This is a genomic window from Jeotgalibaca arthritidis (assembly GCF_011100465.1).
GTDB lineage: Bacteria > Bacillota > Bacilli > Lactobacillales > Aerococcaceae > Jeotgalibaca > Jeotgalibaca arthritidis.
Genome location: NZ_CP049740.1, coordinates 306,448 through 318,704 on the forward strand (window position 1 = coordinate 306,448; position 12,257 = coordinate 318,704).

Annotated in this window: 12 protein-coding genes and 1 pseudogene; 5 read left to right on the forward strand and 8 right to left on the reverse strand. The window is 38.4% G+C overall.

Annotated elements, in window-relative coordinates; genetic code table 11:
* Window positions 1-31: 31 nt before the first annotated feature.
* The 7 genes and pseudogenes from pta to G7057_RS01555 form a co-directional block, all read right to left on the reverse strand.
* Window positions 32-1,012, reverse strand: coding sequence for a phosphate acetyltransferase (gene pta, locus G7057_RS01525; protein WP_166160744.1), 981 nt, complete (start codon window positions 1,010-1,012; stop codon window positions 32-34).
* Between the two features lie 132 nt (window positions 1,013-1,144).
* Window positions 1,145-1,834, reverse strand: a complete 690-nt coding sequence (locus G7057_RS01530; protein ID WP_166160746.1) for a DUF3413 domain-containing protein — start codon at window positions 1,832-1,834, stop codon at window positions 1,145-1,147.
* Window positions 1,835-1,923: 89 nt separating this feature from the next.
* Window positions 1,924-2,850, reverse strand: a pseudogene (locus G7057_RS01535) (MsnO8 family LLM class oxidoreductase); the annotation flags it as partial.
* A gap of 94 nt (window positions 2,851-2,944) precedes the next feature.
* Window positions 2,945-3,817: a prephenate dehydrogenase gene (locus G7057_RS01540; RefSeq protein WP_166160750.1), complete on the reverse strand. Its 873-nt coding sequence runs from the start codon at window positions 3,815-3,817 to the stop codon at window positions 2,945-2,947.
* 6 nt (window positions 3,818-3,823) lie between these two features.
* Window positions 3,824-4,666, reverse strand: a complete 843-nt coding sequence (locus tag G7057_RS01545; protein ID WP_166160752.1) for a prephenate dehydratase — start codon at window positions 4,664-4,666, stop codon at window positions 3,824-3,826.
* A gap of 324 nt (window positions 4,667-4,990) precedes the next feature.
* The gene (locus G7057_RS01550; protein ID WP_166160754.1) at window positions 4,991-5,707 is read right to left on the reverse strand and encodes an alpha/beta fold hydrolase; all 717 of its coding nucleotides are present in this window, start codon (window positions 5,705-5,707) and stop codon (window positions 4,991-4,993) included.
* Complete coding sequence (locus G7057_RS01555) at window positions 5,700-6,386, reverse strand: uracil-DNA glycosylase (RefSeq protein ID WP_166160756.1); 687 nt, start codon at window positions 6,384-6,386, stop codon at window positions 5,700-5,702. The genes G7057_RS01550 and G7057_RS01555 overlap by 8 nt, the downstream gene beginning before the upstream one ends.
* 110 nt (window positions 6,387-6,496) lie before the next feature.
* On the opposite strand from G7057_RS01555, the gene G7057_RS01560 reads away from it, so the two are divergent.
* From G7057_RS01560 to G7057_RS01570, 3 genes are all read left to right on the forward strand, one after another.
* Window positions 6,497-7,366: a Cof-type HAD-IIB family hydrolase gene (locus G7057_RS01560; protein WP_166160758.1), complete on the forward strand. Its 870-nt coding sequence runs from the start codon at window positions 6,497-6,499 to the stop codon at window positions 7,364-7,366.
* 58 nt (window positions 7,367-7,424) lie between these two features.
* Window positions 7,425-7,574: a YvrJ family protein gene (locus G7057_RS01565; RefSeq protein ID WP_166160760.1), complete on the forward strand. Its 150-nt coding sequence runs from the start codon at window positions 7,425-7,427 to the stop codon at window positions 7,572-7,574.
* Window positions 7,575-7,726: 152 nt separating this feature from the next.
* Entirely contained in the window at window positions 7,727-8,461 is a 735-nt protein-coding gene (locus G7057_RS01570) for an amino acid ABC transporter ATP-binding protein (protein ID WP_166160762.1), read from the forward strand.
* 141 nt (window positions 8,462-8,602) lie between these two features.
* Here the strand turns inward: G7057_RS01570 and G7057_RS01575 are convergent, their stop codons facing one another.
* A complete protein-coding gene (locus G7057_RS01575) occupies window positions 8,603-9,802 on the reverse strand; it encodes a 3D domain-containing protein (protein WP_166160764.1) in 1,200 nt (399 codons plus the stop codon).
* Window positions 9,803-10,002: 200 nt separating this feature from the next.
* Here G7057_RS01575 and G7057_RS01580 point away from each other — a divergent pair, with 200 nt between their 5' ends.
* The gene (locus G7057_RS01580; RefSeq protein WP_076765278.1) at window positions 10,003-10,485 is read left to right on the forward strand and encodes a nucleoside 2-deoxyribosyltransferase; all 483 of its coding nucleotides are present in this window, start codon (window positions 10,003-10,005) and stop codon (window positions 10,483-10,485) included.
* 203 nt (window positions 10,486-10,688) lie between these two features.
* The gene (locus tag G7057_RS01585) at window positions 10,689-12,230 is read left to right on the forward strand and encodes a Ppx/GppA family phosphatase (RefSeq protein WP_166160766.1); all 1,542 of its coding nucleotides are present in this window, start codon (window positions 10,689-10,691) and stop codon (window positions 12,228-12,230) included.
* The last annotated feature ends 27 nt before the right edge of the window (window positions 12,231-12,257 follow it).

The window sequence follows — 12,257 nt, forward strand, 5'->3', positions numbered from 1 at the left end:
TCAGAACTTCTGAATGGGCGTTTCACTATTATTAACCGATTAATGTTTGGTTTGCTGTAATAATCGCTGTCTTATAAACGTCTTCTTCCACACAACCACGTGACAAGTCAGAGATTGGTTTGTTCAACCCTTGTAAGATTGGTCCTACTGCTTCAAACGCACCAAAACGTTGCGCGATCTTGTAACCAATGTTACCTGATTGAATTTCTGGGAATACGAATACAGTAGCTTCTCCAGCAACTTTTGAGTCAGGTGCTTTTTGGCTAGCTACAGCTGGAACAAAGGCAGCGTCAAACTGTAATTCACCATCAATGTTGTATTGAGGAGCTAGTTCTTGAGCAATCTTAGTTGCTTCAGCAACTTTCTCTTGTTCTGGTGAAGATGCAGATCCTTTTGTTGAGAAGCTTAATAGTGCAATGTTTGGTTCGATGCCAAACATTTCTGCTGTTTTAGCTGATTCAACGGCAATTTCTGCTAATTCTTGTGCGTTAGGGTTGATGTTGATGGCGCAGTCAGCAAACAAGTATTTCTCTTGTCCACGTCCACGTAACATGATGAAAGCACCACTTGTACGGCTAACACCTGGTTTTGTTTTAATAATTTGTAGAGCCGGACGAACTGTGTCACCCGTTGAGTGAACAGCACCACTTACTAAACCATCTGCTAGTCCCATATGAATGAGCATTGTTCCGAAGTAGTTCTCTTCTTTAAGGATGTTTCTTGCTTGCTCTTCAGTTGCTTTGCCCTTCCGACGTTCTACGAAAGATGCAATCATTTCATCCATTTGATCGTAGTTTTCTGGGTCATAAATTTGAACACCATCAATATCGAATCCGCGTTCTTTAGCAGCTAATGTAACAGCCTCTTGGTTCCCAATTAAAATAGGTTCAACTAAATTTTCAGATTTTAAACGTACGACTGCTCCTAAAATACGAGTTTCAGTTCCTTCTGGGAAAACAATTTTGATGTTTTTCCCTACGATTTTTTCTGTTAAACTTTCAAACATTTCCACGATAATACCCTCCTAAAGGATTTTATTTACACTCCTATCATACAACATTCTCAAACAGATTTCACTAGTTTTCATTGAAACAGCATAAAAAACTGTTATATTCTTCACACTTTGAACTCATTTTGTGATTTTTTAATAATAAGGGAATGTCCAATCATAAAATGCCTCTTTTGTACTAGCCGCAAGGCTCTTATCTTCAACTTGGTAGCTCTTTCCTTCATCTTTTTCATTGATAACAATTCGGTCATAAAAAACATAGTTTGTATCTTGAAATCCGATTGTTTTAAAGCGATCATCTTTTAGGTAGTACAGATACCCCACTAAGACTGCCTGATCTGCCGATTCATCAAAATAGACACTCGCTTCATATTGGCGAAAGACTTGACCATCATGCTCAAAATAATGATGACGGCCTTCTTTCCCCAAATAAATCAATTCTTCGATTACTTCTTCTTTTTCATAGAGGCCGGTTGCCTCTACTCCTTCTGGGTCATGGAATCGATTATAAAAATCCGTTTGTGTCCGTGATTTAGGTTGGTAACCGGAAAATAATGTGTATTCACTTGTTCGAATGGCTGGCGTGACATGACTCGCTGGTTCTAGATAAGCTTCATAGCGGCGATTATTAATTAAGAGAAAACACCCTAAAGCGGCAACTACTACAGCGGAAATCGATAAGAATCGCTTCCCAAATGGGGTCTTTCGTTTTGGAATCACAAAACACATCGCAAAAATAATAAAGATACCAATACCAAAAACGACACCTGCATAGCCTTCATACCATTTTTCAGCACTAAGCCAATAGTCAAAACTTAATGACATTCTGTTTACTCCTTGTTAGTTAGTTTCATTGCTTCTGCAATCAAGCGGTAAGAATTGAGGCGAACCTCATGCGGTTGGGTAATGCTAATAATCATTGCTTCATCAAACTGATAAAGTCGTTGTTGTTCAAGGAGCTGTTCGACAATCTTGTCTGCTGTTCCTACCAAATGACTTTCACTTATCTTTTCAAGCAAGGTTTTGTCTAAATCACTTAAGGGATAGTCTGCCGCTTCTTCAGGACTTAGAAATTTCTCTAGCCGTTCTCCTTTAGCTAATTTCATCTTAAAAATAGCATATGGTCGTTCATAATAACGCGCTTCCTCTTCCGTCTCACAAGCCAAAGCAAAGAAAGCAACACTCAACTTTTTCTCTGGCATAAAGTCTGATGGTTGAAAACGACTGTTATAAATTTCAAAAGCCTCTTGATTCATTTGACCGTGGAAAAATTGTGCATAGGAATAACCCATTCCTCTCACTGCAGCCTGTAAAGCACTATCACCACTTGAACCTAACAACCAACTTGATGGGTAATGGTTAATAGCAGGTGTAGCCGCTGTATGTTGGTAAAGCTCGTTTTCTGGTAATTCATTCTTCAGCAATGAATGAATCGTATCTATTTTATTGTATAAATGATCCAGCTGTGGCGCTCGACCTTCCGACAAAGCAAAGATAGCATGACGATCTCCACCCGGTGCCCGTCCTAATCCAAGATCAATCCGTCCGGGATAAAAAGCTGCTAATGTTTTAAAGACTTCTGCGATTTTCAACGGTGAATAGTGCATCATCATAATGCCACCAGAACCAACGTTAATATGGTTTGTCTTAGCCGCAACTTGACCAATCACGATTTCAGGTGCCGAAGAAGCGAGTGATTCACCACCATGATGCTCCGCGTACCAAACTCGTTTGTAGCCATATTTTTCACCTTGTTGGGCAAGAGACACGGCATTGTCGAGCGCTTGTTTGGCTGATTCATTTTTAAAAATTGGAATTTGATCCAAAATACTTAAATCCATGCATATTCCTCATTTCATCTTCTTTTTCTATCTTAAGGGTAACACATTTTAAGCAAAATATGACAACTGAGACATTGAAAAAAAGCTGAATGTATCATTCAGCTTTTTGTTTACGATCTGCTTGCTCTAATTGTGTGCGTCGTTTAGTTGATTCCTTAAACATATTTGCCAATTCGTCGACATTATCTTCTTGAATGGCTTGCTTCATCAGTTGAAATTGTTTCTCGAAGCCTTCAACTGCAGCTAGTAACTCATCTTTATTTTCAATAAATAGTTCTGACCACAAGCTATCATTGATTTTAGCAATCCGTGTTAAATCACGGTAACTGTCACCAATAAACTTTACCGTATCACGATTTGGATCATCGCTATTAATTAAAGACACAGCAATAACATGGCAAAGTTGACTTGTAAAGGCAATCATTTCATCATGCTTTTCTGGCTGCACAATGGTCACCCGTTTGAAACCAATTCGTTTAATCAGCTGTTCTAGCCACTCGATATTCTCGGGCTGATTATCAGCTGTTGGTGTGAGTAGATAGTTGGCACCTTCAAAAACATCTGCATCTGAATAAGCATAACCTCTGTTCTCGCGTCCTGCCATGGGATGTCCATAAATAAAATCAACATGTTCAGGAATTTCAGCCTTTAACTGCTCGACTAGCACCCCTTTAACACCAGCTACATCTGTTAAAATTGCCCCTTTTTTAAAGTCATTACGGTGTTTTATTATAAAATCCTTTAATGCTCTAGGGTAAAGACCGATAATGACTAGATCTGCTTGTTGTAAAATCGTTTCGTTAGCAGTCTCCCCGTAGTCAATCATTCCTTCACTTAGAGCCGTTTGTAGTGTTTCTTCATCTGGATCAATTGCTAAAACACGTTCACCAGCTTGGGGGTATTTTTTTAATGCCTTGGCGAAGGAACCGCCAACGACACCTAGACCTACAATTGCAATAGTTGTCATCTCTTTCTATCCCTTCTTATTGGTTAATGCGGAATCAAACCTTCCTAATACTTGAAGGTGTTCAGAAACCTGTTCTAAGGTTTGCCATAATAATTCGAATGGGACAGTAGATTTTGAAACATCCACTTCCATAAAGAACCCGTAAGCAAATGGTTTACCAGCAATTGGACGCGCGTTAAGTGATTCCATATTACAGTCAAATAAGGTAAAAACTTGGAGTAGCTTAGCTAATGCGCCTGATTCGTGTTTGGTCTCAATGTAAAGCGATAAAATGTCGCCTTTTAGGGTGACTTTTTCATTCGGAGCCATAATATAAAAACGAGTGGTATTCATGGATTCTGTTTGAACACTAGCTGCTAGTTGCTTTAAGCCATAGAGTTCACCCGCTCGTTTACTTGCTAAGGCGGCTTGGTGAATACTACCTTCTTCCGCTATAAACTGGGCAGATTTAGCTGTATCTTCATAAGCTTTAGCTGTGATATGCGGATGATTAGCGAAAAAGGTATCGCACTGAGATAGGGCTTCTGGATGCGAATAAGCTTCTGTAATGGTGTTAATCTCGCTAGTCTCTAGCCCCCATAAATAGTGCTGGATGGATTGATAATTTTCGTCAATTGCTACTAGAGACCGATAACGTAACAAATCAACCGTTCGAGCGATAAGGCCTGTCGTCGAATTTTCGACTGGTATGACGATTAAATCAAGATGGCCGTCTTCTATCTCATCGATTAATGCTTTAAAAGATGAATAACCAATCGCTGTCGCATCTTGCAATTGATGTGCTTGTTTATATTCTTGTAAGGCTGTTTCACTATAAGATCCCGGAACACCTTGATAACCAATTTTCATTATAATTCCCCCTATTTCAATAAAAAAACTCTACCCAGAAATAATCTAAGTAGAGTACATAAGGTTTTCTCCCGTTGTTACAACATATCAGGAATTACCTTGCCGTTCAGCCACTTTGTTATTTCAAGCGGCAATCAAACGCAGATAAGCCACCTTAGATATGATGAAAAAATCATTCGCTCATACCACAGGTTGGCATGAACGCTATCTAAAGTAGCTAAAATATGTGATTGATTGACTAGCAAGTTTAATAGACATGATATAACCTCTTTTCATTTATGCTTCCATCCTACATGAGTTTTAGCTAAAAAACAAGATATTTTCTCATTTATTTCTCATCTGATTGTAAAAGTTTATCACTGAGTCAATTAGAGCACTCGGCTGTGCAATAAAAAAGTCATGTTGACCATTGGGAACAATCGTCAAATCTGCATTTGGTATCAGAGTCGCCATTTGTTTCGTATGACTGAGCGGAATAACATCTAACTCCCCCGCCATCACTAAAACAGGGCAACTAATCGCTTTTAAATCAGACTCTTCTAAGGCTAGTTGGTCTAACATTAATCGCAAGATGCTCTCTTTTCTTTTTTGCTCTTCAGATGGCGCTAGCTGTCTTAACTGCTTTAACTCTTCCAACAATTCACTGTATAAAGGTTCAACTAATGCGGTTTGATCATAGTTAGCTCCCATAATGGTTAGTGACGTTACACGCTTTGGATAATGGGCTGCTAAATAGAGACCAATATTACCACCATCGCTAAATCCAATGATATGAACGGATTTCAACTGATTAGCATCCATTAAACAGACAATATCTTCTGCAATTTGTTGAAAAGTCAACAACTCAACAGCAAAGTCTGATTTGCCATGACCTCTTGTGTCGAGCGCATAAACCGCGTAATTCTCGGTAAAGGCGTCAAAAATACCTGAAAAAATATCAGCATTCTCATTGTTACCATGTAGAAAGAGGATGGCCTCCCCTTCGCCAGCTTGTAGGTAACGTAATTTACCTAGCTTTGTTTCAAGGTAGTGTTCATTCATCTAGATTATCCTCAAGCTGCCAATCGATTGGTGTCTTTCCTCGTTTTATTAATTCTTCATTTATTTTTGAGAAAGGTTTTGTTCCAAAAAACCCACGATGAGCAGACAAGGGACTCGGATGGGGTGCCGTTAAAATAATGTGTTTTTCACTATCAATTAAGGCTGTCTTAGCAATCGAGGCATTTCCCCATAAGACAAAAATAACCGGTTCTTGCCGCTTGTTAAGTGCACGAATAACCGCATCCGTCAGCATCTCCCAACCTTTACCGCGGTGGGAATAAGCTTGACCTTGTCGAACAGTGAGAACGGTATTGAGTAGGAAGACACCTTGATCTGCCCATTTTCTCAAGTCGCCATGGTTGGCAGCTTTGATTCCTAAATCAGATGCTAATTCCTTATATATATTTCTCAATGATGGTGGTATAGCGACACCTTTTTGAACAGAGAAGCTTAGCCCATGAGCTTGGTTAGGTCCATGATATGGATCCTGCCCTAAAATGACCACTTTCACTGCTTGGTAAGGGGTCCGTTCAAAAGCTTCCCAAATGTGGTCCATCTCTGGATAGATGGTTTGCGTTTGATATTCTTCTTTTAAAAAGTTCCGCAACTGTTGGTAGTAGGCGGACTGAAATTCCTCTTCTAGGAGATTTTGCCAATCATTATGAATGATTTGTTTCATTTTTAGCACCTCTCGTCCTTATTTGTTATATTTTAACACACTTCAGATTGTCCATTTTCTTCTATTTAATGATAAACTAGTAGCAGAACACTATAATGGGAGGTTTTTTCGTGATTGAATTAATTGTTTCAGATATGGATGGTACCTTATTAAATAATAAATTAGCTGTTTCTGATACCAATCGTGAAGCGATTGAATATGCAGAACGTAAAGGCATTAAGTTTATGGTTGCAACTGGACGTGGGTATACAGAAGCCGTTCCTGCCTTAAAAGAAGCAGGTATTTCTTGTCCTATGATTACCGTTAATGGCGGCCAACTCTTCGATGAAGCGGGTAACTTGATCGCTAATATTGGGATTGATAAAGCACGGATTCGCCGTATCCTTGATTTTGTGAGATCAAAAGGATTATATGCCGAAATCGTTACGACAAAAGGTGTCTTTTCAGATGATAAGGTCGGTCGTATCGAAACGATGACAACCTTATTACAAACAACTAATCCTGATACAACCTTTAAAATGGCACTTGTCTTAGCTCTAAGTCGTCTGGAATTATTGAATATTCATTACGTGAATCATTTTGATGAGGTTTTAGATGACGATAGTTCTCAAATATTAAAAGTGTTAGTCTTTAGTAATATCGGACAACCCGAATTGCAAGTCATTCGAGAAGAATTTGAAACAGATGAGGAACTGATTATTACCTCTTCTTTCTTTAACAATATTGAAATTAACCATGTTGAAGCACAAAAAGGAATTGCGGTTGAACGCTTCGCTAAAGAAATGGGTATTTCAATGGAAAATGTGATGACAATTGGTGATAACTTTAACGATGCATCTATGCTTAAAAATGCAGGTGTCAGCTTTGCGATGGGAAATGCTGAAGAAGGCGTTAAAGCGATTGCCAAATATGTGACATCAACCAATAATGAGAATGGCGTAGCTGATGCTATTTTCAGAGCAATTAACGAAAAATTATAATTAAGGTAACACTTTGCTCCCCTTCTTCGTCTTTAAAGATAGAAGGGAGTTGTTAAAAATGGACCAATACATGGAATTAATTAGCAATACGGGCTTTCCAATCGTTATTTCTCTCTACTTATTAAGTAGAATGGAGAAAAAATTGGATTCTCTCGTTAATGCGATTGATAAGCTGTGCGAGTCTTACACGACAGCGAATAAGCGTTAAACTCGGCGAGACCTCTTTCATTTTTGAAAGTGGTCTTTTTCATTTCTCATTTTTTTCTCATTGTGTTCTTTTTAAATGGTGGTTTTTTTGATAGAATGGTTAGGAGTAATGGAAATGGGCTTGCAAACAGCTTGCCTGAAAGGAGAATCATGATGGCAGACGCAAAAGTTCTGGTTCAAGATTTAAAAAAGAGTTTCGGAGATAATGAAGTATTAAAAGGTATTGATATGACAATTACAGAAGGTGAAGTCGTTTGTATTATTGGTCCTTCTGGTTCTGGGAAAAGTACATTCCTCCGTTGTTTAAATGGTTTGGAAGAAATCTCTGGTGGAGCAGTTCTCGTCGATAATGTTGACATTACCAATCCTAAAACAGATATTAATAAAGTTCGAGAAGAGATTGGTATGGTTTTCCAACATTTTAATCTTTTCCCTCACTTAACGGTAGCTGAAAATATTACACTTGCTCCTGTTGAATTAAAACGAATGTCTAAAGAAGAAGCAAAGAAAAAAGCTTTGGAATTATTGCAAACAGTTGGCTTAGTCGAAAAAGCAGATGTTTTCCCTAATTCACTATCAGGTGGACAAAAACAACGTGTCGCTATTGCACGTGCTCTTGCTATGAATCCTGATATTATGCTGTTTGATGAACCAACATCAGCACTAGACCCTGAAATGGTTGGGGAAGTTTTAGAAGTTATGAAGCAGCTTGCTAAAGATGGGATGACAATGGTTGTCGTTACCCATGAGATGGGCTTTGCCCGCGAAGTTGGTGACCGGGTGATTTTTATGGATGGTGGTTATATCGTTGAAGAAGGTACACCAGTTGATGTCTTCCAAAATCCGCAGCATCTACGTACTCAAGATTTCTTAAATAAAGTGCTATAATTAGAAAAAGTCGAGAAGGATGATCTTCTCGACTTTTTTTGCAGATAAATGTGAGTTGAATAGATTGCTTGGCTTTCTACTTACTCTACCGTTCGCAATGTCAAACAGAAAAGCACAACCGCTAAACGGTTGTGCTTTGTTTTAGTTCAATATTTTAATTGTTAATGTTTGACGACCAAAGTCATAGCAAGCTTGTAAGTCTTCCATATGAAGGTCAATTTTATTTCCAATGATTGCTGATCCGGTATCTCCTGCAATAGCAATTCCGTATCCTGGTACTTCAACAATTGACCCTAGAGGAACAACACTTGGGTCAACAGCAATAACCATTGGATTCACTCTTAAGTCAATACCTGTACGCGTAAAATTGGTTAAGTATGGCTCATTACGAGAATAGGCAGTTGCGACAACTGTTAAGGTCTTTCCATCTGTACTTGGAGTTGGGGTTTCTGCAATCGTGTCCTCTTTTTCAGTAGGATTAGTTGTTTGAACAGGCGTCTTGTTTACCGATTCTTTAGCTGCAGCTTCTTCAGCTCTTGCCCGTTCTTCTGCTTTAGCTTGAGCAGCTAATACAGCGCGTTCTGCTTCTTCTTGTGCATGAATTTCAGCTTGTTTGGCAGCTTCTTCAGCAGCGATGCGATCAGCTTCTGCTTTCTCAGCTGCTTCTTTTTCTTGACGGGCCACTTCAGCTAGACGATTTTCTTCGGTTGTTTTATCAGTTAAAATTTCTTGCAAGACAAGCTCATTATTAGATAAAACGGTCTGAAGTTCTTCCAATTCAGTATGAAGAGAGTCCGTTTCGATACGAGCCAATTCAGCCTTGGCTTTTCCATCTGCAACTTCTTGAGCGAGACGATTTTCCAAAGCAATCATTTTCTTTTCTTCTTCTATGGCTAATTCGATTCGTTCGTTATCAGCTGCTTGAAGTTGGCCAATTAGAATAAACTTAGCTAAAAAGTCTGAAAAGTTATCTGACTTTAGCAACATTAAAATACGGTTGTCAGAAGATGGGCTTGTTTGTAAAGCGACTAATCGTTCTTTCAATTGATTTTTCCGAGCTGCTATGACTTCTTTTTGCTTGTCAATTTCTTCTAATGTTTTTTCTTGCTGGGTTTCTATCTCTGCTACTTCAAGATTTAAGCTGTCTAGTTCAGATTTTCGCTCATTAATCGACATCAGCATCGTGCTAATATCGCCTTGTAATGCTTGAATTTCTTCCGTTTTCTTTTGTTCTTGCGCATTCAACTGCTCTAATGTTGACGCATGAATCGGTGTTGCTAACAACAGTTGTCCTGCTAAACTAGCAAGAAGAACTTTTCCGAGCTTACGACTTTTACTCACTTGGGCTCGCCTCTTTCTTTTCAGATTCCTATCCATTATACGCTTTGTTATGGAGTGGGGGGTTTCATTTCTCTTACGATTCAATGTCAAAACGACTGTTTTGTAACAAGTTTGTAATATAGTTTAGTTCGAAATTCCTTTGCTTCCACACTCTCAGATTGCTATCATAGAAGAATATACAAGTGAAAAGGAGATTAACTATGTCTAAAAAAGCTTATTATGCAGCCCCTCTTTTTTCAGAAATGGAACTGCAATACAACCGTTATTTAACCGATTTAATAAAAAAAGAATTCTCAGATTTAGATATTTATATCCCTCAAGATCAAGGCGATATCAACGATAAAAATGCCTACGCTGATTCAATAATGATTGCAAAATATGATACAGATGCCCTTCTTGCTTCTGATATTATGATTGCTGTTTTAGATGGCGCAACAATTGATGTTGGTGTTGCAACTGAAATTGGTGTTGCTTATCAAGCAGGTATTCCCGTTATCGGCTTGTACACGGATTCTCGCCAACAAGGAGCAACTAATCCTCAAAAATTAGAAGCGCTACAAACGATTGCCGAGTCACAATTTTCATACGCAAACTTGTATACAATCGGTCTTATCAAAACAAATGGTATAGTTGTCGGCAACTCAACAGACCTACTCAAAGAAATTCATCGTTATCTAAACTAACATAGCGGCATCAGGAAGAATTGACTTCCTGATGCCGCTTTTTTTATGTTGATGGTTAAAACTGTCGAGTGGGCGATTATAAAGCAACCACTCGACACTTTTTAAGAGTTTAACACTTTTCGTGAATTGAAAATGATAATTTCATGACAAAATGCCTTTCTTTCTATAAAATGACCTTAAGAGAATACTTAGGAGGACGCTTTATGAATTCAGAAATGATTAGTTTAATTGATATCGGATCAAATACGATTCGCTTGGTTATCTTTGAAATTGGGGAAGATTACCGTCTATATGAACTGCAGAATATCAAAACCCCTGCTCGTCTCTCACAATACCTCAACGAGGATAAAGTGATGTCTCAGGACGGTATTGATGTTTTAGTCAATGTTCTTGATAATTTTTACGACGTTTCGAAGCGTTATAAGGTTTCAAAACTGATGCCAATGGCGACGGCTGCCATTCGTCAAGCCGCTAATCAAGCCGACATTTTGAAGCAGGTCAAAAAGAAAGTTGGCATTCAGATACAGATCATTCCTGAAGAAAAAGAAGCTTTTTATGGTAGTTACGCTGTGGCCCGTACCACCCAAACAAAAAACAGTGTTACCGTTGATATTGGAGGGGGAAGTACGGAAATTACCCTTTTCGAAAATAAAAAAGTCATTAACTACCATAGTTTTCCCTTTGGCGTCGTGACCTTGAAGCAACTCTTTTTTTCCGACAAAGACCACAACAATGACAAGGCCATTGTGAAAATGACTCAGTTCGTTAAAGAGCAATTCAAATCTTTAAAATGGCTAAAAAAATGTCAACTTCCGATAACTGCAATAGGTGGATCTGCTAGAAGCATTGCCAATGTTCATCAGAGAACTGTCGACTATCCGCTAGGTGGTGTACACGGTTATCAAATGTCAGCTAATGATTTAAATGATACCTTAGAACTCTTCAAATCATTAACAATTCCTGAATTGCAAAATCTAGACGGGCTCAGCCAAGATCGTGCTGATATTATTATTCCAGCCAACGTTGTTTTTAAGAGCTTGTTTGAAGAGGTGAAGGCACCCGTCTTTATCTTTAGCAATAAGGGGCTTCGCGAAGGAATCATTATGGATTATATTAATGAAAAAACTGATCAAACGGCCTTTTCTACTCAAAATGTAGCTAACCAAAGTATTTACAGACTTGGGCTTGCTTACCATACTCAAGATCATGTTGCTGACTACAGAGGTTTTTTAGTTAGTGCGCTCTATGAGGAACTTTGTAAGCAGAATATTTTTGAAAAAGATGGCCAAATCGCACGTCTTTTACAGTATGGCAGCTACCTATATTATATGGGGGAATACATTGAAAATAGCGCTGGATCTCAGCATACCTTTTATATTATTTCCAATAGTGAATTAGATGGCGTATCTCATCAAGACCGTGTCGTTATTAGTTTGCTAGCTAGCTATAAAAACAAATCTCTTTTCAATCAATATATTAAGCCATTTCATCATTGGTTTAATGTCAGCTACATCGACCATATCCGCCATTTAGGTGGTGTCATTAAATTTGCTAATGCCTTGAACGATTCGCATATGTCTGTGATTAAAAAAATATCCTTAGTTAAAACGAAGGATGGATACGACTTACAACTCTTCCATAACGGTCCTGTTATCGCTGAACGGTACCGCGCATCTCGACAAAAAAAACATTTAGATCGCTTATTGAGAAAAGATTTAAACCTATCATTTATTGAATTACCCTAATCTTATTCTATTGGAGGCATTTATCAC